The sequence below is a fragment of the Reichenbachiella sp. genome (genome assembly GCF_039941815.1).
In the GTDB taxonomy this organism is placed as follows: Bacteria; Bacteroidota; Bacteroidia; order Cytophagales; family Cyclobacteriaceae; genus Reichenbachiella.
In genome coordinates, this window is sequence record NZ_JBDVDW010000061.1 from 254,427 (window position 1) to 275,546 (window position 21,120).

General features: G+C 41.2%; 17 protein-coding genes. 11 read left to right on the forward strand and 6 right to left on the reverse strand.

The genetic code is table 11. The features are described 5' to 3' along the window. Positions 1-100: 100 nt before the first annotated feature. The 8 genes from ABJF11_RS15140 (at position 101) to floA (ending at position 8,967) form a co-directional block, all read left to right on the forward strand. Entirely contained in the window at positions 101-1,396 is a 1,296-nt protein-coding gene (locus ABJF11_RS15140) for an alginate export family protein (RefSeq protein ID WP_348120794.1), read from the forward strand. Next, on the forward strand, positions 1,396-1,620 hold the full coding sequence (locus tag ABJF11_RS15145) for a hypothetical protein (RefSeq protein ID WP_348120795.1): 225 nt from the start codon (positions 1,396-1,398) through the stop codon (positions 1,618-1,620). Before ABJF11_RS15140 ends, ABJF11_RS15145 begins: the two co-directional genes overlap by 1 nt. Positions 1,621-1,646: 26 nt before the next feature. Beyond that, positions 1,647-3,956 (forward strand): molybdopterin-dependent oxidoreductase, encoded by a 2,310-nt coding sequence (locus tag ABJF11_RS15150; RefSeq protein ID WP_348120797.1) that lies wholly within the window; start codon positions 1,647-1,649, stop codon positions 3,954-3,956. A gap of 10 nt (positions 3,957-3,966) precedes the next feature. Beyond that, positions 3,967-4,668: a cytochrome c3 family protein gene (locus ABJF11_RS15155; RefSeq protein ID WP_348120798.1), complete on the forward strand. Its 702-nt coding sequence runs from the start codon at positions 3,967-3,969 to the stop codon at positions 4,666-4,668. Between the two features lies 1 nt (position 4,669). Then, positions 4,670-5,320, forward strand: coding sequence for a hypothetical protein (locus ABJF11_RS15160; protein WP_348120799.1), 651 nt, complete (start codon positions 4,670-4,672; stop codon positions 5,318-5,320). A gap of 6 nt (positions 5,321-5,326) precedes the next feature. Further along, positions 5,327-6,331, forward strand: coding sequence for a sulfate reduction electron transfer complex DsrMKJOP subunit DsrO (dsrO, locus tag ABJF11_RS15165; RefSeq protein WP_348120801.1), 1,005 nt, complete (start codon positions 5,327-5,329; stop codon positions 6,329-6,331). A 52-nt stretch (positions 6,332-6,383) separates the two neighbouring features. After that, positions 6,384-7,574, forward strand: a complete 1,191-nt coding sequence (dsrP, locus tag ABJF11_RS15170; protein WP_348120804.1) for a sulfate reduction electron transfer complex DsrMKJOP subunit DsrP — start codon at positions 6,384-6,386, stop codon at positions 7,572-7,574. 481 nt (positions 7,575-8,055) lie between these two features. Continuing rightward, positions 8,056-8,967: a flotillin-like protein FloA gene (gene floA / locus ABJF11_RS15175; RefSeq protein ID WP_348120806.1), complete on the forward strand. Its 912-nt coding sequence runs from the start codon at positions 8,056-8,058 to the stop codon at positions 8,965-8,967. Between the two features lie 371 nt (positions 8,968-9,338). Here the strand turns inward: floA and ABJF11_RS15180 are convergent, their stop codons facing one another. From ABJF11_RS15180 to ABJF11_RS15205, 6 genes are all read right to left on the reverse strand, one after another. After that, on the reverse strand, positions 9,339-11,204 hold the full coding sequence (locus tag ABJF11_RS15180) for a DUF3857 domain-containing protein (protein ID WP_348120807.1): 1,866 nt from the start codon (positions 11,202-11,204) through the stop codon (positions 9,339-9,341). Between the two features lie 3 nt (positions 11,205-11,207). Further along, positions 11,208-13,001 carry a DUF3858 domain-containing protein gene (locus ABJF11_RS15185; RefSeq protein WP_348120809.1) on the reverse strand — a complete coding sequence of 598 codons (1,794 nt, stop codon included), beginning with the start codon at positions 12,999-13,001 and terminating at the stop codon, positions 11,208-11,210. A gap of 458 nt (positions 13,002-13,459) precedes the next feature. Further along, positions 13,460-14,572, reverse strand: a complete 1,113-nt coding sequence (locus ABJF11_RS15190; protein ID WP_348120810.1) for a chorismate mutase — start codon at positions 14,570-14,572, stop codon at positions 13,460-13,462. A gap of 12 nt (positions 14,573-14,584) precedes the next feature. Next, positions 14,585-15,475 (reverse strand): prephenate dehydrogenase, encoded by an 891-nt coding sequence (locus ABJF11_RS15195; RefSeq protein ID WP_348120812.1) that lies wholly within the window; start codon positions 15,473-15,475, stop codon positions 14,585-14,587. Continuing rightward, positions 15,472-16,629: an aminotransferase class I/II-fold pyridoxal phosphate-dependent enzyme gene (locus tag ABJF11_RS15200; protein WP_348120813.1), complete on the reverse strand. Its 1,158-nt coding sequence runs from the start codon at positions 16,627-16,629 to the stop codon at positions 15,472-15,474. Before ABJF11_RS15200 ends, ABJF11_RS15195 begins: the two co-directional genes overlap by 4 nt. Then, on the reverse strand, positions 16,626-17,456 hold the full coding sequence (locus tag ABJF11_RS15205) for a prephenate dehydratase (protein ID WP_348120814.1): 831 nt from the start codon (positions 17,454-17,456) through the stop codon (positions 16,626-16,628). Before ABJF11_RS15205 ends, ABJF11_RS15200 begins: the two co-directional genes overlap by 4 nt. Positions 17,457-17,896: 440 nt before the next feature. On the opposite strand from ABJF11_RS15205, the gene ABJF11_RS15210 reads away from it, so the two are divergent. From ABJF11_RS15210 to ABJF11_RS15220, 3 genes are all read left to right on the forward strand, one after another. Further along, positions 17,897-18,484, forward strand: a complete 588-nt coding sequence (locus ABJF11_RS15210) for a hypothetical protein (RefSeq protein WP_348120816.1) — start codon at positions 17,897-17,899, stop codon at positions 18,482-18,484. A gap of 59 nt (positions 18,485-18,543) precedes the next feature. Beyond that, entirely contained in the window at positions 18,544-20,544 is a 2,001-nt protein-coding gene (locus ABJF11_RS15215) for an OmpA family protein (protein WP_348120818.1), read from the forward strand. A gap of 319 nt (positions 20,545-20,863) precedes the next feature. Then, positions 20,864-21,106 (forward strand): EthD family reductase, encoded by a 243-nt coding sequence (locus ABJF11_RS15220; RefSeq protein WP_348120819.1) that lies wholly within the window; start codon positions 20,864-20,866, stop codon positions 21,104-21,106. Positions 21,107-21,120 lie beyond the last annotated feature (14 nt).

Below are 21,120 nucleotides of genomic sequence, written 5' to 3' on the forward strand. Positions count from 1 at the left end.
GATTTTTGTCATGTTACAAATTGCTCGATCTCACTAATACTGAAAGTCTTTGTTTTCAACTTTGTCTTCAATTTAACTCAGGACTACAACCATATTTATAATGAGGAATCTAATAGCAATTTTAGGAGTAGTACTTTTTACTATTTCAAATGTGAACGCACAGTTCACCTTGTCTGGAGAATACAGACCCAGAGCTGAGTATCGACATGGATTCCAGGCACTACCCAATCCAAATCAGGTGGCTGCCACTTTTATTGATCAGCGGGTCAGATTAAACTTTGATTATAAGAGCGACGCTTACGATATCAAATTCGTGATTCAGGATGTAAGAGTCTGGGGTAGCCAATCGCAGCTGATCATAGCTGACGGTAGTACGACCACTATCCACGAGGCATGGGGAAAAATAAAACTTAACGAATGGCTTGGTTTGAAATTAGGCCGGCAAGAAATTAATCTTGACGATCAGCGTATTTTTGGGAGCGTACAATGGGCTCAGCAGGCACGTAGCCACGATGCCGCTATTGTGCAGATGATTAAGGATTACACTAAGATACATCTGGGCTTGGCATACAATCAAGATGGTGCTTCGCTTGCAGGCAATTATTATTCTGTTGCAAAAAGCTACAAAAGCTTTCAATATCTATGGCTGAATCAATCCTTTGGCGATATGAATGCCAGCCTACTGTTTTTGAATTTGGGTAATCAAGGAGGTAGCCTAGCTACTAATGATGAAAAAACTTATTTTCAACAGACACTCGGAGGTCGAGTCACTTATAAGAAGGATGCACTATCGGCGAATGCAACTATATATGGTCAGTTTGGTGATATGACAGATGGCACTACTACGGTAAAGGGTTTATTATATAGTATAGATGCTGGATATACACTGGCCTCAAAACATACAGCTCTCGTTGGTTTTGAGCATATATCGGGTAATGATCAGGTGGATCCAGAATTAAACAAAAACCTCGCTTTTAATCCTTATTTCGGTACTAATCATAAATTCAACGGCCTGATGGACTATTTCTATGTAGGGAATCATATAGGGAGTGTCGGTTTAAATGATTTTAACTTTGGCTATAAAGGAAAATTAACTGATAAATTCAATGTAGGATTTAAAGCTCACTTATTTTCCACAGTTGGAGAGGTAATCGATCCCACAGATGTGACTGGCAATACCGGTATGAAAAAATCACTTGGCACTGAAATCGATTTTACGGCTGGCTACAAACTTTCTTCTGAAGTTTCCTTTGGCTTTGGATATTCGCAAATGTTTGCTACAGAGACTTTGGTTCAACTAAGAGGTACTGGTGATACGGGCGAAAATGCTAATTGGTCCTGGCTTATGGTAACCTTCAAACCAACATTTTTTACTATCAATAAAGAAAAAGAATAATGCCTATCAAAAGCTATTTAGTTTTTCCTCACGCAGGAGAAAAATCAAAACTCACCGAAAAGCTGAGTGAGCTGAAATGGTGTGAAGTAATGCCGGCAGAAAACAAGGAGCTCCTCGTCTTGGTAACGGATACCACTGACGAAGCAGATGAGGAAAATTGTCTGAAAAAAATTAATGCATTGACCGAACTTGAGCACTACACTTTGGTGTCAGGCTTTGAATAAACCATGTTAGATACAAACCTACTGCTATGAACAGAAGAGAATTTATTAAAAAAATGGCCGCTGCCTCTGCAATGGCTGCCGCAGCTTCTATTTTCCCGGGAATAGTTTTTGCGGAAGAGCAGGAAAAAGGAATTCCCGATGGCGAAATCAACTGGAAGAAATCTCCTTGCCGATTTTGTGGTGTAGGCTGTGGATTGAAAATTGGCCTTCAGGATGGCAAGGCAGTAGCGGTAAAAGGTGACCCTGATTCGTCGGTCAATAAAGGGCTTTGCTGTGTAAAAGGATACCACTCGGTCATGGCTTTATACGCCAGGGACAGGTTGACCAAGCCACTCATTCGCAAGAATGGAAAGCTAGTCGAAACTTCCATGGATGAAGCGCTCGATTTGGTGGCTTCAAAAATGAAAGAGACCATTAGCAAGCATGGCAAAGATGCCGTATCAATGTATGGATCGGGCCAATGGACGATCCCTGATGGATATGTGGCTTCAAAATTCATGAAAGGTGCGATCGGTACCAACAATTTGGAGGCGAACGCCCGCCTGTGCATGGCCAGCGCTGTCACAGGATTCCTGACCTCATTTGGCATGGACGAACCCATGGGCTGCTACGAAGACATAGATCACGCCGATGTGTTTGTACTGTGGGGCAACAATATGGCTGAAATGCACCCTGTGCTATTTTCCCGCTTATTAGACAATCGCTTAAATAGAAGCAATGTTAAGATTATTGATCTAGCCACCAGAACTACTAGAACAAGTACGGCTTCGGACAGGTCTATTCTTTTCAAGCCTCAGACTGACCTTGCCATAGCCAACGCCATTTGCTATGAGATAATTAATAATGGATGGGTTGATCAAGAGTTTGTAAGTAAGCATTGCTCCTTTAAAAAAGGAAAAACAAATATCGGATACGGTCTTGAGGAAAAATTCAACTTCAAAGATGAGGCCACCGGTATTGATATGGCTGAGTACAAAGAATTTCTAAAAGATTATAAGCCGGAAGACATAGAGGAACTCACTGGTGTTTCGGCGAAGGATATAAAATTTCTTGCCTCACTCTATGGAAACCCAAATACAAAGGTGACCTCATTTTGGTGCATGGGAATGAATCAACATACGAGAGGGACCTGGATCAATAATCTTGTTTATAACATTCACCTTTTGGTAGGTAAAATATCTACGCCAGGGAATAGCCCTTTTTCGCTTACTGGTCAGCCAAGTGCCTGTGGTACAGTGAGGGAAGTAGGCACGCTTACCCATAAGCTACCCCATGGTGTGGTAATGAACGAAAAAGACCGCAAGATGGCTGCTGAAATTTGGAAGGTTCCGATAGAAAACATTCAGCCAAAACCAACTTTGCATACAGTAGAAATGTTTAGAGCCCTAGATCGTGGTGAAGTGCGTTTTATGTGGATTCAAGTCACCAATCCAATGGTGACCATGCCGAAACTTAATCGATATCGTGAGGGCGCCTTAAAAGAAGATAGATTCATTGTAGTATCTGACGTCTACCCTACTCCCACTACGGACATTGCAGATGTGATCTTGCCGTCAGCCATGTGGATAGAGCGCGAAGGAATGTACGGAAACTCTGAACGGAGAACGCAACACTTTGACCAGCTCATAGATGCGCCAGGCGAGGCGATGAGTGATACGTGGCAAATCATTGAGGTCGCACGTAGAATGGGATACGAAAAGTTATTTCCATGGAGCTATGAGGAGCATATTCCAAAAATATGGGAGGAATATTCTCTATTCCATAAAGGAGAAAAACACGGAATGGCTCCGTATGAGGTATTGAAAAGTCAGCCAGGTGCACAATGGCCATTCGTAAATGGGAAGAGCACAAAATGGAGATTCCATGCTAAGTATGATCCGGCTTGTAAGGGAGAGTCATATGATTTTTATGGCAAACCTGATGGCAAGGCTTGGATTTGGTCTCGGCCTTATGAACCCGCACCCGAAGAGCAGGACGGCGAGTACCCATTCCTGTTGAATACCGGCAGGGTCATCGAACATTGGCATACTGGCTCAATGACAAGAAGAATTCCTGTATTGCATCAGGCAGTACCCAAGGCATACGTTGAGTTAAATCCGGATGACGCCAAAGCAATGGGGATCAAAAACGGTAATACGGTCAGATTGATCTCCAGAAGGGGGCAAATTGAATTGCCAGCATCGGTAAACGAGCGTGGAAAACCAGTGCGAGGACACGTCTTTGTGCCATTCTTTGATGAAGGAAAACTAATCAATGAGTTGACCCTGGATGCCTTTTGTCCAATTTCAAAGCAGCCAGATTATAAGAAATGTGCGATTAAAGTAGAGAAAGCATAAATCAGAAAATATGAAAAATCGATTTGTAATTATTTCTCTTTGTATAGCACTGATGATTTCTGCTATTGTCATCATTGACATATCTCTGGAGTCGGGACGTGAAGAGGCTAATTTGCATTTTGAGCCAGAAGAATATAGCCCTTCTCTGCCTACAGAAAGCGGTGTATTCAGAAGATCAGAATTTGCTCTGGACTATGAAAATATGCCTGGTAATGAAAGTAGAGCTCGTAAACTAGCAGACTATTATATGAATCGTGCCTACCTAGGTGCACCGCCCACTATACCTCATGCACTATTAAGTGAAACAGGTATCGGTGGAAATTCTTGTCTACAATGTCATGAGAATGGCGGCTACGTTGACCAGTTCAAAGCCTATGCTCCTGTCACACCTCACCCAGAAATGATGAATTGTAGGCAATGCCATGTGGCACCGAAGACCAAGAGTCTGTTCAAGAGAATCAATTGGGAGAAAATTTCTCACCCCTCGATCAAGGGAAGTGCTTTGGAAGGCAGTCCTCCGGTAATTCCGCACACGCTTCAGATGCGAGAAAACTGTCTGGCATGCCATGCCGGACCAGCGGCACCAAAAGAAATTAAAGTTACCCATGCCTTAAGAATTAATTGTCGTCAATGCCATGTGCCAGTACAGGAATTCAGCACTATGCGATTAAAGTGGGACAGCACGGATCAATTCTTCAGAAAACCTAAATGATATGATGTACACAAAGATTATGTCCACGATTTGGATATCCGTTATCATTACTTGTTGTTCATCCTGTGGACATAAGGAGGATGGGCAGCATGAGGGTCATCAGACTATTAATCATAAGTTAAATGCTAAGAGCGTCGATAGCATTCAATACGAGGTGACTACAGAAGACTACTTCAAGGGTCTGGAAAAAGTACTAGCCGAGGTGCCTGATCAGGAATTTTATATTCCAAAGCGAACGAATTTAATTACTTCATTTCCATGTAATAATTGCCATTCAAAAGCATTAGATGAGCTCAAAATAACAGATGCAGAAAAAGTAAAAAACGCCCATTGGAATATCAAAATGACACATGCCAATGCCAATGTCATGGAATGCACCACCTGTCATAGTGAAAAGAATGTAACTCACCTAAAATCAATAACTGGCAAAGCAATAAGTCTGAATCACAGTTATAAGCTTTGTGCGCAGTGTCACTCCTCTCAATATAAAGATTGGCAAGGAGGAGCTCATGGAAAACGACTTGGTGGATGGGCCCCACCGAAGGTGATCAACTCTTGTGTAAATTGTCATAACCCTCACAGTCCCGCATTTGAATCAAAGTGGCCTGCCCGATTAAATACAGTTAAACTAAAGGAACAATCCAAAGATTAGAATATTATGGACAACACATCAAATGAAAATACATCTTGTGGATCAGGTAATTGTGGCTGTGGTTCAAAACCAGATGGCATTGATCAAAAACTCAATAAGCACACTGACCGAAGAAATATGTTGAAATCTTTGACCGCTGGTTTGCTTGCAGGTGCTGGATTGGTAAATAGTTCGTGTAGTGTGACGGCCTCTGATTCCACAAAAGAAAAGAAAGAACTAGAATGGGAGGAATATTTTAAAGGCAACTATCAGCTCATGACAGATGATGAGAAAGAAGGCACCGTCAAGCGATTGGAAAGGTTGTACGAATTAAATAATGCCAAACACACCTCCATATCTGCTCAGGGCCCACAGGAAGACGTCCTCTATGGATACGCCTTTAATATTTCAAAATGTCAGGGCTATATGGATTGCGTGAATGCCTGTGTCCAGGAAAATAATCAGGATCGAGGTTCGCAAATGCAATACATCCGAATACATGAGCATGAAAATGGGCAAATGAATTTCGATTTGGCCGAAGATGATTACTTCCATGAAGTGCCAGCTGAAGGGCATTTTTATATGGGGACTCAATGTTTTCATTGTGAAAACCCACCATGCGTTGACGTCTGCCCTGTGAAGGCCACCTGGAAGGAGAAAGACGGGATAGTTGTGATAGATTATGACTGGTGCATCGGATGTAGATATTGCATGGCTGCCTGTCCGTACGATGGGCGAAGGTTTAACTGGTCAACCCCTGAAGTACCAGAGGAAGAAGTAAATGACAATCAACATTATCTGGGTAATAGATTAAGAAAAAAAGGGGTGATGGAGAAATGCACCTTTTGTATTCAGCGATCTCGAGAAGGAAAAAACCCGGCATGTGTAGAAGCTTGCCCTACCGGCGCTCGAATCTTCGGCAATCTTCTTGACCCCAAAAGTGAAATTCGATGGGTCTTGGCCAACAAAAAAGTATTCAGACTCAAAGAGGATTTGGGCACTGAACCTAAGTTTTGGTATTTCATGGACTAATTAATTGTAATCGGCAGAACTTATGACACAGATAAAAATATTTTTCAGTTTGATGAAAGACGGCCTTGCTTCGGCCACTACAGGCAATACCAAATACCATATTTGGATGGGAGCACTGACGTTGTTCATGCTATTGGGTGCGTATTGCTATTCCATTCAGATAACAGAGGGATTGATTGTAACCGGAATGTCAGACAGAGTGAGTTGGGGCCTCTACATTTCAAATTTCACGTTTTTAGTTGGGGTGGCCGCAGCGGCGGTTATGCTGGTAATACCCACTTACGTGCTGAAAGACATAGATTTTTCCAGGGCAGTATTGATTGGTGAGGGTATGGCAGTAGCCGCCTTAATCATGTGTTTGGCTTTTGTGACTGTAGATTTGGGTGGCCCTGCTAATGCATGGCATCTAATCCCCGGAATTGGTACATTCAATTTTCCCAGCTCCATGCTATCTTGGGATGTAATCGTTCTCAATGGGTACCTTTTCCTGAACATTACCATACCGCTATATATCCTTATGAAGAAGTACCAGGGTAAAGAACCGCATAAGAGTTTTTATCTACCTGGCGTATTATTGTCCGTATTTTGGGCAGTAGGTATACACATGGTCACGGCCTTCTTATATGCTGGCTTACCTGCCCGTTCGTTCTGGAATAATGCATTGCTGGGCCCCAGATTTTTAGCATCAGCCTTTGCGGCCGGCCCTGCACTCATTATACTCGCATTGCAGGTAATCAAAAACAACTCTTCCTATTCCATTGCGAATACTACCATCCGGAAAATATCTCTGGTGGTGACGGTAGCTGCCCAGGTCAACTTAATTATGCTGATCAGTGAGCTTTTCAAAGAATTCTACGCCCCTACTCATCATAGTATAAGTGCAGTATATCTCTATTTCGGACTTGATGGGAAAAATGCGCTTATGCCTTGGATCTACACGTCCATTTCAATGAATGTGATCGCCACAACTATTCTTACGATTCACTTACTGCGAAAGGATTTAAAATGGCTAAATATTGCGTGCATTTTGATTTTCGTAGCTGTCTGGATTGAAAAAGGTATGGGATTGATCATTCCCGGATTTATTCCCGGTCCGTGGGGAGATATAGTCGAGTATGCCCCTACGTGGATCGAAATAGGAGTCACATTAGGTATTTGGGCCATGGGCTTTTTTATATTCAGTATTCTGGTCAAAGCGTTTATACCGATCGAACAAGGTACATTGAGATACAGAAAAGGATAAGCCACTCAATCTGTTGAGTAGAATGGCAGCGAGCTGTTGCCTCTAACTCATTGGTACCCATTCCACGTAGGAGCCTGTCTATGGTATCGGCAGTAGTAGTTAGGAAGCAAAAGCTACCGATTTTACTGATGGAATTAATGCAACTGGATCAGAACGAGACAGAGACGATCTTTACCACGTACGGCCACTGAGATTAATTATTTCAGCACCAGAGCAAATAAATCTATGACTAAGGGCGAAGCAAATCATCAAGTCTAAGAGGCCATAAGGCAGATCCGCATTGATGCATAGGTGTGCACTAATAATAGTTTATTGAGCCATCACGGTCGTCATGAGTCGTACAAATGGGATAACTCGTTTATTATGAATAGCTGGGACCACCTGACCTCTCTCCAGACATGGGTAATATAAGCACTAGGGTATGGTTCAGTAGCAGCGGAATGGGTGTACCTTTCTCCGCATATATTGATAAACACTAATCATGACGCAATCCATTCTAATACTTCTCGGACTCGTGCTTGCAGGAGCAGCTTTGATCCTTTATATCATTCCCGTCAATTTATGGATAACAGCGACATTTTCGAATGTTTATGTCAATCTGATAGATCTTGTCCTGATGAGATTTCGTCGGGTACCACCAGCCTTGATTGTAAATGTGCTGATTCTAGCTGCCAAAGCAGGCATCAAGGATGTGACTACGCAACAACTGGAAACTCACCATCTGGCCAATGGAAATCTTCTAGCTGTGATCAAGGCGCTGATTGTGGCAGACAAGGCCAACTTGGAGATGTCTTTTAAACAAGCTGCCGCGATCGATTTGGCTGGAAGAAATGTCTTGGAAGCGGTACATATCTCTGTGACGCCTTACATGATAATAGTGCCTGCTATCACCGGAGTATCCCGGGATGGTATACAGCTCATCGCCGAGTGTCGTGTGACAGTGCGTACCAATCTAAAACAGTTAGTAGGTGGTGCTGGTGAAGAGACCATCAAAGCAAGAGTGGGTCAGGGTATTATTTCACGAATAGGTTCTGCACAAACTTTCAAACAGGTATTGGAAAACCCAGAGATCATTTCCAAATTGGTATTGTCTAAAGGCCTCGATGCTGGTACAGCATTCGAGATTCTCTCGATTGATATTGCAGATATCAATATCGGAATAAATATTGGCGCAAAACTGCAAATTGATCAAGCCATGGCTGACTTGAATGTCGCTAAGGCCAAGGCCGAAGAGCGTCGCGCACAAGCAGTCGCTTTGGAGCAAGAAATGCTCGCTCAGATCCAGGAAGCCAGAGCCCAGGTGATAGAAGCAGAGACGCTCATCCCAGCAGCACTATCCTATTCGTTTAGAGCCGGAAATCTCATGCAAGGGTATATGAAGAATAGTAAATAGCCATTTGGATATCAATGTCTGGCTAGTCAAAAAATTAATATGCAACTTTTATTCGCTAAAGGCAGTCGACTGCTGCCTAAGAACTCAACTGCTACGGAATGAAATCCGTAGGTTGAATGGTGTCCTACTAAAGTTTGATGAAATTAATACTGTCTGAAAACAACGGTTTTCTTTTCACTTCGTGAAAATTCACCCCTCTTCTGAGGCCAATAAATAACACTAACCTTAATTGGACAAGTACGCTGCTCTTTGATATCAGGTGTCTACTACGTCAGTATATCCAGCCTTTACGCTAATCAAGTGCTAAAGCTGGTTATATAATAATAATCAAACCAAATAACCAAAAGTTAGTATTAGAAATCAATGTAAAACTATTTTACAGACCCTGTCTTTCTTAATACCATTACCTTTCTTTCTTGAGTCTTGATGTTTTTAATGAATTGGTAGAACTTATCAAAATTCTCTAAGCTATAGGTAGCCTTATGAAATTGAAATTCTCTTTTCACTTCCAGTGTATCCGTACCTATCCGCTTAAATTGCAATTTATAATCTCCGATCTCAGAATGCAATTCAACTGATTTGGGTTCTTCATCCATGCGGTATCCGTCCGGAAAAGTCATTGCAATATTTTCAAGGAAATTGAACGACTTTTTTATTTCTCCAAATTTTTTATACCTATCATAGGTTACATAGGATTCAATTGGCTCCATTACATTTTGAGGAACTAACAAGCGACTTGTTATGGGTTTGCATAAGCCTCTAATACTCAAAGTTACATTTGCTTTATAAGTCAGGTTGTTAGATGACACCTTTTGAAATTCTAAATCCAAAACTGAAAAATCTTTGTAAGAAAAAAATTCGTGACTTCTTTCAAGAATTTGTCCTTCAGATAAATGAGCTAAATTTCTGTATTCTTTATAAAAACTACCTGTTCCCATAACCGTATAGTTTAAATCTATTTCACCACTAGATTCAATCTTGGCGTTTCCTTGGATAATTTTCTTATTTATTTCAATTCCATATTTGGGTGAATGAATAATTTCACTCTTATCCTTCTCTATCCATAATACATCTCGGTCATCTGTAAAACTACCTAAATAGTCGAAAGCTTGATTTTGGCTCGTACATTCTAGAAATATAGTATCCCTCTTCATAGGTACTCCAAGAATTACATGATTAAACTGGTTACTCGGAAATTCGCTGACTAGATCAGGGACGTCAGACCCCGCTTTAACCAAAACAAAATTTGATTTAATGTGTACATAGTTCAACATGGATTTCATGTAGTTAGTAAGTGCTTTGCAATCTCCATAACCATTATCATCAACAAACTTTGCTTCCAGTGTCTGAAATCCTCCTATTCCCAATTGAATAGATACATATCTCGTTCTATTCTGCATATATTCATATATCCATTCAATAAGCTCTCGTTCACTAGTAGAGGATATGGAATAAGAATCTAATTTTTCTTTAGTTGCTTCAGAGAGCTCATTTCTCCCCAAGTTCAAACTATTGAACCAGTTTCCAAATGAAGCCCAGGAATCGAAAAGACCAGGTTTGTCGTCATATGAAAACTTTGCTGGGCTGATCAAAACCTTTGGCGCATTTTTATAAAACACTTTATAACTGATATCGTTACCTATAGCATCTAAATTATCGACAAACCAAGTCTTAATTATTTTTCCGTTTCTGAATTCAATATTTGGATCTGTCTTTACGTCCCCTTCAATAAAAGTGTTCACTTCAAAACCTTCTGGAGTTTCAATACTTAGTGAAGAAGTTCTTACTGCGAGTCCAAAGAAATACTGGGGAATCCAAGGTTGAAAACCAATAAAACCATCATATACATTGGTCACTTCTATTTCTGCCGTATATGGATATATTTTATATTCAGGCCTCAAAACAAACTTCCGGCTGTCATCAACTTCATAAGATTCGCTAAATCCTAGATCATAAGCATCTGATGACGTATACTTTTTAACTACTTCTCCATTAGCATTCCTAATTAGCATTTTGAATGATGCTATTTTTTTAAATTTATCCTGATAGTCATAATAAGTCGCAAATTCAGCACCTTTTGCGTTGTGGACTTCTAGAATAATTTTATTAGTAACCCGCACATGGTAATTAGCACTGAAGTCATAATAAACATGCTGTCTTGAAATGGTTGCATTTTGACCCTCTACTGATAGAGACAGTAAGAATTGAAAGAGTATTATTGCCGAAGATTTTTTCATTGCTTAGGTCGATTTAATGAAAAGAATAGGCTGTCCAATTTTCTTCAATACTTCAGTATAGAAATTTTTTAGCATATGATACTCCTCCTCATTGTACAATGCTCTTTTTAATTGTATACTATAGTTAATCTGAATACTTCCATTACTTTCTGAGCATACAAAGCTAAAATAGCCTGATTGATCTGGCAATGACATCTTAATAGATTCAGGTAATTCTCGAACTTTAATGGTTTCAGGAATATCAATAATCACGGTATGTTTAATACTCGGGATAGTACTAAAAAATACTGGGTATTTTCTGTTTACCGATTTGAACGAATTTTCATTAATCTCCTTTATCAGATATGGGTCCATAATGAACTCTGACCCAAGATCCACTAGGAAATCTTCTAGTTCAATTTTGAGCTGTTCTGTAGAGTTAAGCTTTATAGAGTCGTCTTTTATAATATTATACTCATTAATAAAAAGGTTGTTATTCCCATTTTCAAATTGGCTGAGATATTCTTGAGTTGAGTAGTTTTTGCTATTCTCTTCTTTCCAAGACAAATAAGCATATTTGTTTCTCATTATACTTACTTCTGCTATCCACTCTTCGTTTTCATTTGTGCTGATTTTAGTAAATTTCCTTATTGTATTCTTATTCTTACCAATTAAATCAATCCATCTACCGCCATGGTGTTCTACCAGCCACGCTGGTCCATTCAAACATTTAACAGGCAGTATGCCTGGTTGTAAATTCTGCTGACTTGCATCAAGCAACATTCCTTTGCCATCAATTTCAATATATGCGATTACATAATTTAGCTTATTCATTGATGGTGAGTGTGGCAATAACATTCCGTTGTCAATTGTGCTAAGTACCACGGGCCATACGTCAATTCCGGCTCGGCCTAACATCGCTATTAAGGTGAGGTTTATCTCACTTATACTTCCGCTTTTATCATCTTCAAAATTATCTCTTATTGTGCCTAAAGAATAAATGGTATGAATATCGTTCCACTTGATATTACTTTTCACATAGTTATAAACCTTATTTATTATCTCTATATTACTTGCAGATGCTTCTTTAATTTCCTTCGCTTTTTTATTAATAAATGTTGTCTCTCGAATTTTTCTACCGAAAAACTCATGTTCATACAGGTTTTTTCCGATTTGCTCCCATGAGGTGGCATATTCCTTGAAATATGGACGAGAATATCTACTACCAGGATATCGTACTTCGAGTAAATTCAGTTCAATTTTTGAAATGTAATTACTGTAATGACTAATTTTTTCTTCCTTTATAAATGCCGGTATATCCCTACTAATCCAATGATCCTGACCAACTAATTTGAATTCCTCAAACCCATAAAATTGCTTATTATATCTCAAGTAGTCATTCGGATCTATTTTTAACTCGCTATAAATCACAGGTATTAGGTACTGAAACCTCCATTCATAGGGCATCCCATAAAAAGAATATCTTAGATCAATTATACTTCCAACTTTTACGTTTGGCATGAATACCTTATAAACGTATAGGTCATCAATAATCTGTTGTTTATGTACTTTGGATTCTGCTAGCTTTTCTTCTTCAATTGACCCATTTTCAAAATTATAAACGACCCCTTTGAAAGATCCTTTAGAAGGAGTTTGCAGTGTCCAATTCCCGAAATGCAACCCTTCCTTTTTGAGAATCTTGATTCTTACATGCCGTGTGAACTTAAACTCGTCTCCATTAAAATAACCATAGTCAGATAAGATGACCGCACTCGCACTGGAGTCCTTATCATAATAATCCATCTGTATTTCTTTCATGGACACCTTACCAAATTTAGCTCTTGATTGTGAATAAACGAGAGTGCTTATAAGGATGAGAATAACTGATGTAATCAATCTATAAATTGACATATTAATGTAGTTTTTACTGAAGTTTCTAGACGTCAAGATTTAGTTCTATTTTATCGAAAGCACCTCCGGCTCAAGATGAATAGGTTAATGCTATGGCAAATACCAAGCATACTGCTATGACGGTTACCATAATTTACAACCTCTAAAAAGGCCACAAAATGAACTGCTGAAAGTTTTGGGATTAGTTGGTGCCACGAAGATGAGAAATTTTATTCATTATTGAAAAAAATTAGTTAAACGAATTAAATAACACCAAATCCGATTGGCAGACACAAGGTATTCCTTGACATCGGCGTACAAAAAAACCGAACCACTCTGGTGCATACCAGTGTAATTCGGTCTTGATCACAAGAAATTAAGAATCTCTAAACCGTTTCGCCTGATTTATTTTCTGCATTCATAATTTCAGTTTGTCTCTTGATAGAATTGTTGTGAATCATCTCATACAGGTTTTTCACAAACTCTTCTTTCAGCAATAGCTTCTTCCCTTTCTCCACTCGATTGTTCATAATTTCCTCGTATCTGTTGACTTGAAGAATGGTAATATTATGATCCTTCTTGTGCATGGCAATCTCCTCAGCTACTTGCATTCTTGAGGCCATGACTTCTAGCAGCTCATTGTCGATCTTATCGATCTTGGTTCTGAGATCTTTTAGTCGGAGCTCAAAATCTACATCCGTTGTTTCTGGATCTCTGATGATCAGACGATCCAGCATGCTCGCCAATGTTTTAGGTGTGATCTGCTGCTTGGCATCACTCAAAGCGTTGTCAGGGTCTATATGAGACTCTATCATTACTCCGTTCATCTGCAGATCGTAAGCCTTCTGTGATACTGGCTCGATCAGCGCCCTGTTACCCGCAATATGACTTGGATCACAAATCATCGGTAGCGCTGGTATCATTCTTTTTAGTTCGATCGGAATCTCCCACTGTGGATCATTTCTATATTGCGATCCGCTCATCGGTGAGAATCCACGATGGATTGCACCTAGTTTGGTGATTCCTGCTTGATTGATTCTTTCCAGCGCTCCTATCCACAATTGCAAGTCGGGGTTGATTGGGTTTTTTACCAAAACAGGGACATCATAGCCTCTAAGCGCATCAGCCACTTCCTGCACAGAGAATGGATTCACTGTAGTCCTGGCACCTACCCACAGGATATCTACTCCAAATTTGAGTGCCAGCTCAACATGTTCGGCGTTGGCAACTTCCACGGCTGTCAATAGACCGGTTTCTTCTTTGGCTTTTTGTAGCCATTTCAAACCGACCACGCCTACACCCTCGAAGGTACCTGGCCTGGTTCGGGGCTTCCAGATACCGGCGCGCAGAACCTGAATGTTCGTATTAGCCTTTAGCTGACGTGCTGTGGCCAAGAGCTGCTCTTCGCTTTCGGCACTACAAGGGCCAGAAATTACCAATGGCTGATCGAGTCCTTCGATCCAGTTTTCTATTGGTGATAATATTAGATTTAAATCCATCTCTATATAAAATTAAATAATTTGATTCTCTTTTTCGGTTTGATTCGATTTGTCATTGATTCCATCAAGTACCCTACGGATGTCATTTGCACTCTGCATACATTCAATCATGGCTTCTTCTTCGCCACCATCAATCATGCCTTTGAAAGCTTGTAGGTTTTCGATGTACGCACTCAGCGAATCGGAAATATGTTTTTTGTTTTGCTTGAAAATAGGGCCCCACATGTTTGGTGAACTTTTAGCCAGCCTTACAGTAGATTCAAATCCACTGCCCGCCATGTTGAAAATACTCGCCTCATCTTTCTCTATTTCCAGAACGGTCTGTCCCAGCACAAATGAGCTGATGTGTGACAGATGGGATACATAGGCGATATGCAAATCATGTGATTTACTATCCATTTCTACCACATGCATATCCATAGCTTCCAGGCAGGCTTTCGCCAATAGGTAAGACGATGTTTGACTCTCCTGAGCGTCACAGATGATTCCGGTTTTCCCGTCAAACAGCGAATCGAATGCTGCCTCCGGACCAGAATTTTCCGTACCTGCTATGGGATGAGCAGCCACAAAGTTTTTGCGATTGTCATGACCCAATATCGTTTCGCAGATTCCTGCTTTAGTAGAACCCAGGTCAATGACGGTCGTACGCTCATCTATTCTGCTAAGCACACTAGGGAGCAATTTCCTGATGGCATCCACGGGTATTGCAAGGATCACAAGGTCAGCTATCGCCAACGCCCGTGGCAACACCAAACAATCGTCTACAAGTCCCAGAGCCTTGGCTTTTTCGGCGTTTTCATCATTGACGTCTACCCCAATCACCTGATCGGCAAATCCGCTTTTCTTTAGCTTGAGAGCCACGGACCCTCCAATCAATCCAAGTCCAATAATTGATACTATCATACTTTCACCATTTCTAGCCGTTCGATGGCTCTATTGAACATTTCTTTATTTGAGCACAGTGAAATTCGGATATATCCTTCTCCATTGGATCCGAAGACCGTACCTGGAGTCACAAACACAAATCGCTCTTGTAAAATTTCCTCTATAAATTCTTCGCTTTTTCTTCCTTGTGGAATTTTGGCCCACATAAACATACCGGACTGGCTGGCGTCATAGGCACACCCAAGAATATCGAGTATTTTTTCTGCAAGCTTTCGTCTTTCGGTATACTCCTCATTGACCTCTGCAAACCACGAATCAGGAAGGCTAAGTGCCTCCACAGAAGCCTCTTGCACCGGCTTGAACATCCCGGAGTCTACGTTGGACTTAACCCGAAGAATCGCATTCACATATTCTTCACGGCCGCAAACCATTCCAACGCGCCAGCCTGCCATGTTGAAGGCTTTGCTCATGGAGTTGAGCTCAAGGCAGTTTTCTTTTGCCTTAGGGATCGATAATAAACTGGTCGGTTTTTCATTTAAAATGAAACTGTAGGGGTTGTCATTGACCACTAGTATGTTGTGATCGATGGCGAATTGAGCCAACCCTTCAAAAAGTGCTGTTGATGCCTTCTGGCCTGTAGGCATATTTGGATAGTTGACCCACATCATTTTGGCGGAAGCCAAGTCCTGAGTATCTATTTTTTCCAGGTCTGGAAACCAATTGTTTTCTTCTTTGAGATCGAAAGAGACCACTTGGGCACCCATCATTTCTGCAGCAGTCTTGTAGGCTGGATAACCCGGATTAGGAATCAGCACAGTATCGCCTGGATTCAAAAATGCCATTGAAATGTACATCACTCCTTCTTTGGAGCCCAAGAGCGGCAATATCTCCGTATGGCTATCCAGCTCCACTTCGAAATGTTTGTTGTAGAATTTGGCTATCGCCTCTCTCAACTCTGGTATCGATCTATAGGACTGGTAGGCATGCGTATCGGGTTTTCTTGCACTGGCTATAAGCTTATCTGTTACTTGCTTGGCCGGGGGTAAATCGGGGCTACCGATACCCAAATTGAGCACGTCACAACCTTGCGCATTCATGACTCGAATTTCGTCTAGTTTTTTAGAGAAGTAGTATTCCTTTACTTCAGCTATTCTGTTGGCTACCTTTATCATACGCTTGGTATATTTCCTTTTAAGTACTCTCCGTGCACCTTTACCAGCTCCGCCTTGTTGTTCAGCGCTTGCAGTGCATCTTTATAATTGTCATAATCTGCCCACACTACATCTATGTTAAAAGCATATTGGTAGGGTTTGCCCAATATGGGCATAGACTGAATCTTAGTCAGGTTGATTCCGTGAAGTTTGAAAATCAATAGTACTTCGGCCAAGGCACCAGGATCATGTTTAGTAATGACTCTCAAGGAAGCCTTTTGCGGAATCTGATCGTGCCCGTTCATACGGCTCGTCATGATTAGAAATCTGGTATAGTTTTTCTTATTAGTCTCGATGTTGCTATCCAAAATATCCATATCGAAAATCTCCGCAGCCTTTTTACTAGCTATGGCTCCAGCATTCTTCATCCCTTCATCCCGAATAAACCGTACGCTGTCCGCCGTATCATCATACTCAGTCAGTTTTATTTTAGGATAGTTGGCCAGGAAATCCGCACACTGCAGCAAGGCCATGGGATGGGAATAAATTTGATCTAAGTCAGCAGCTTTTTTGCCCTTATGGGCAATTAGATTCATTTCTATACGGGTATAAATTTCGCCAGTGATCTTCAGATCATATTCATTGATCAAGGCATAGTTTGGTAGGATGGTACCTGCTATGGTATTCTCGATAGCCATTACGCCATAGTCCATCTGCTTAGCATTGATAGATTTGGCCAATGATCGAAAATCATGAAAGGGTCGGATCTCAATTGGTCGATCAGCAAAGTACGAACTGGCTGCCTCATTGTGAAAAGATCCTTCTACGCCTTGTATGCCTATTTCCATTATATATTGTAATTCGATTTTGATTAAAAAAAAAGCCCCGAATAATTTCGGGGCTTTTGCTATATTTCTTCAAAACATTTAAAGAACTATTCTCTCGACCCCTTTGCTATCGCATAGAAATAAAAGTAATAATAGTTCCAGAAAAATGTTCTTGTGTTGTTCATCTTGTTATTTAACGATTCAAATGTGAGCAGCATAATTTTAATATCAAAACTTATCTCAGAAAAAAATAACAGATTTTCAATAATTCAAGAAAACACTATCATATTTTGCAATTTTTATATCGTTTTCTAACGAGTTGCTCTAATTTGCAACCATTATAGTCAATTGATCATTAGCATGATGTGATAATTTGGATCGTCCATTCGACTACTGAGTGCCTTCTAATTTTCACTGCCACTGATCTATTCACAATACACTATTTAACCAGAGTACATTATATGTCACCAGTAAAAACACTTATCCTTTTTGTATTTTTGGCCTTAGCCTGGCAATCTTCAAATGCCCAAGGCATTCTTAAAAGAGATGCACTGACCAGTATGGACCGTGGCGTAGAGGCAATGGAGTCCGGCTATCATGAAGCCGCCGATCAGTTCTTCAGAGACGCATTGAGCAAAATGACCAAACTTCCTAGCAATCTGGCGTATTACTTCGGACGAAACTCCTATCACTTAGGTAAATACAAGCAGGCCATCAACTGGCTCAACAAGTATATGGAACTCAAAGGAACCACCGGACAATACCACGACGAGGTCAAAGAATACCTCACGCTGTCCAATGAGGCCTTTAGAAAGCAACGAGAAGAAGAAATCGACAGAACGCAAAAGCAGCTCACCACTCAGGGATACTTTGACTGCCAGTCTGACTATATGCATTGTCCGCTGTGCAATGGTACCGGAGTGCTGATTACCCCAGGAAAGTTTGGAGCAGTCTATCAAACCTGTCCCTACTCGGGCTTATCTGGCAAACTGACTTGCGACGAATACAACCAATATCTACGTGGTGAGTTGGAGAAAAAAGTGGATTAACCCACAATATACTAAATACAATTTTTGACAGTTAGTATCATTTAGCAATACGCACTGACATGAATCAAATATCCATATCCTTAGCGGTTCTCCTTACTTTGGCTGGTCAACTCGTAGCCCAGACAGAAAGAGTCACGATGACTGATCTCAATTCTGATTTCGTAGAGTATGCGCCCTCCATCAGTGCTGACGGTACCAAAATGGTATTTCAGTCCAATAGAAATGGTGATTACCAATTGTTCGAATCTTTCAAAAACGAAAGTGGAAAATGGTCGAAGCCTACCCTACTCCGAGGTGAAATCAACAACTATGGAGACAGCACAGATCTGATCGGTGGACCGAGTCTATCCTACGATGGCAACTTCATCTTTTTCTTTGCCTCGTACAATGGTGGATTAGGACTAGAAGACATATACTACTCTGAGCGTGAGGGTGAATTGTGGGGTGAGCCCCAAAATATAGGGGCGCCGATCAATAGCAAACAGTATGAAGGTTTTCCGAGCATTTCTTCGGATGGCAACTCGCTCTACTTCATGAGACTCAATAGAAATCTTGAGGGCAATACCAGCTGCTACACGCTCATGGTCTCTCACAAGAATGCCGATGGTAAATGGGAGAAACCCTATGCCCTACCAGAAAAAATAAATCAGGGCTGTGAGAAATTTCCCCGAATCATGCCGGACAACGAAACCTTTGTGTTCTCGTCGATTAGAGAAAATACACTAGAGGGCAGCTTCGACCTTTTTCAAGTAAGACATCTGGGCAACAACCAATGGACTGACCCACTCTGGCTCAACTATGCCAATACCCCTAATCACGATTATTTTGCCACAGTATCGTCTGTGGCGGAAAACATTTTTCTAAACACCAAAGGCGTCGGTGATTACAACTTCTATTCATACTATATCCCCGAGCATCTTCGACCCAAGAAGGTAATCAACATCACTGGTGTAGTCTCCAATCTAAATGGTCAGCCTTTGGCAGGAGTATTAAAAGTCTACAATCAGACCAAGGACAAGCTGATCGCCAATCTGACGAGCAATCATACCGATGGCTCTTTTACCCTGGTGCTGGCTGAGGGTGAATATCAGCTGGAGGTCTCGCATGATGGATATTATCTCAAGGAAGAACAATTGACCGTCGTCATGCCAAAGTCCTATGGCTCCATCCACAAAGACATCAAGCTCAGCCCTTATGCGGGTAAGGCGATCATTCGAACTACTAATGTCAGAACACAGGAAAAGATCTCACCGGATCAAATCACCGTGCTGGAAATCACAGACAGCAGCGCAGTGATGACTGAGAAAAACTCGTTTGATATCCGCTACAACAAACGCTATCAGGTGACTGTGAGCAAAGCAGGATTCAACGATCAACTTGCGGTAATAGATGTAAACGATATCTCGCTCGATACACACTGGATCGACGTCAATCTAGTGCCTAAAAAACCTGAAGTGACATTCATACCAAAGGATCTGGACAGCCAGCAAAGCATTGGCATCAGCCTGATGATCAAAGAGCTGGGGTCAAAAAAAGTGATATTTAGAACAAAGACGCCTGGCGATACTACCCTGACGCTGGATTTTGGCAAGAAGTATTCTGTCTATGCCATCTCTCCAAATTACTTATTCCTAAAAGAGACACTGGATCTGAGCAAGGTGAACGGCTATGAGCAAATCGATCATGACATTTCGCTACAATTCATCAAACCGGGAGTTAAATTGACACTAGATGAGGTGCTTTTTGCATCCAACTCCAGTGAGTTGGATGAGTCTTCTTACGACGAGTTGGCAGCTGTGTACCGACTGCTAAAATACAATCGCAGCCTGGTGGTAGAAATCGCAGCCCATACAGATCATGTGGGATCACATGCTGCCAATCTGGCCTTGTCAAAATCCAGAGCGCAAGCGGTGGTTGACTTCCTGGTGTCTAAAGGGGCTGACGGATCGAGAATGGCTGCCAAAGGCTATGGCGAAGAAGAACCAGTCAGCTCCAATCACCACGCCGAAGGTCGAGCCCAAAATCGCCGTGTGGAGTTTAGAGTGCTGCAGGTGAAATAGTTAGATGTAGCTGGTTTATCTGTGCTAAAGCATTGCTTTCAGATTTTATTTAGAGATCCTGGCCCGCAACCAGACTTAAGCTTAGCACTACTAAGAATAGTCAAAATTTTTCTCACGTAAATGCTGGAACTAGTCTGATAAAGGAATTGTGAGCTGTTTCTTTCAAACCATATCAAGTCTGAAACATCCGATTCTGAAACAACTTACCTCCGCTAACCAAAGAAGAACTACATTGCTCAAATGTGGAGCCCAGACACCACTTGGAAACGGGGCGTGATCAGAAAAGCCAGATGAGAACGAATAATTTGAATAAGCAACTATGAAAAAAGGAATGACCAAAGTGAGTGTCTTGTACCCGAATGGAGAAGACAAAACATTTGACATGGATTACTACTGTAATACCCATATACCCATGGTCAAAGAACTATTAGGCGAAAGTATGAAAGGTGCCACTGTCGAAAAAGGACTTGGCGGTGCTACACCAGGCTCTACTGCCCCTTATGCTGGTATGGGAAATATGTATTTCGATTCTAGAAGACTTTGGAAGAGTCTTCGGACCTAATGCGGAGAAGATCA

Coding starts and splice junctions, on each gene's coding strand:
- ABJF11_RS15185 (WP_348120809.1), bottom strand. CDS start 13,001: ATGAAAGAAATACAGATGGATTATTATGATAAGGACTCCAGTGCGAGT.
- ABJF11_RS15155 (WP_348120798.1), top strand. CDS start 3,967: ATGAAAAATCGATTTGTAATTATTTCTCTTTGTATAGCACTGATGATT.
- ABJF11_RS15210 (WP_348120816.1), top strand. CDS start 17,897: ATGTCACCAGTAAAAACACTTATCCTTTTTGTATTTTTGGCCTTAGCC.
- ABJF11_RS15180 (WP_348120807.1), bottom strand. CDS start 11,204: ATGAAAAAATCTTCGGCAATAATACTCTTTCAATTCTTACTGTCTCTA.
- dsrP (WP_348120804.1), top strand. CDS start 6,384: ATGAAAGACGGCCTTGCTTCGGCCACTACAGGCAATACCAAATACCAT.
- ABJF11_RS15205 (WP_348120814.1), bottom strand. CDS start 17,456: ATGGAAATAGGCATACAAGGCGTAGAAGGATCTTTTCACAATGAGGCA.
- ABJF11_RS15200 (WP_348120813.1), bottom strand. CDS start 16,629: ATGATAAAGGTAGCCAACAGAATAGCTGAAGTAAAGGAATACTACTTC.
- dsrO (WP_348120801.1), top strand. CDS start 5,327: ATGGACAACACATCAAATGAAAATACATCTTGTGGATCAGGTAATTGT.
- ABJF11_RS15140 (WP_348120794.1), top strand. CDS start 101: ATGAGGAATCTAATAGCAATTTTAGGAGTAGTACTTTTTACTATTTCA.
- ABJF11_RS15160 (WP_348120799.1), top strand. CDS start 4,670: ATGATGTACACAAAGATTATGTCCACGATTTGGATATCCGTTATCATT.
- ABJF11_RS15145 (WP_348120795.1), top strand. CDS start 1,396: ATGCCTATCAAAAGCTATTTAGTTTTTCCTCACGCAGGAGAAAAATCA.
- ABJF11_RS15195 (WP_348120812.1), bottom strand. CDS start 15,475: ATGATAGTATCAATTATTGGACTTGGATTGATTGGAGGGTCCGTGGCT.
- ABJF11_RS15150 (WP_348120797.1), top strand. CDS start 1,647: ATGAACAGAAGAGAATTTATTAAAAAAATGGCCGCTGCCTCTGCAATG.
- ABJF11_RS15215 (WP_348120818.1), top strand. CDS start 18,544: ATGAATCAAATATCCATATCCTTAGCGGTTCTCCTTACTTTGGCTGGT.
- ABJF11_RS15190 (WP_348120810.1), bottom strand. CDS start 14,572: ATGGATTTAAATCTAATATTATCACCAATAGAAAACTGGATCGAAGGA.
- floA (WP_348120806.1), top strand. CDS start 8,056: ATGACGCAATCCATTCTAATACTTCTCGGACTCGTGCTTGCAGGAGCA.
- ABJF11_RS15220 (WP_348120819.1), top strand. CDS start 20,864: ATGAAAAAAGGAATGACCAAAGTGAGTGTCTTGTACCCGAATGGAGAA.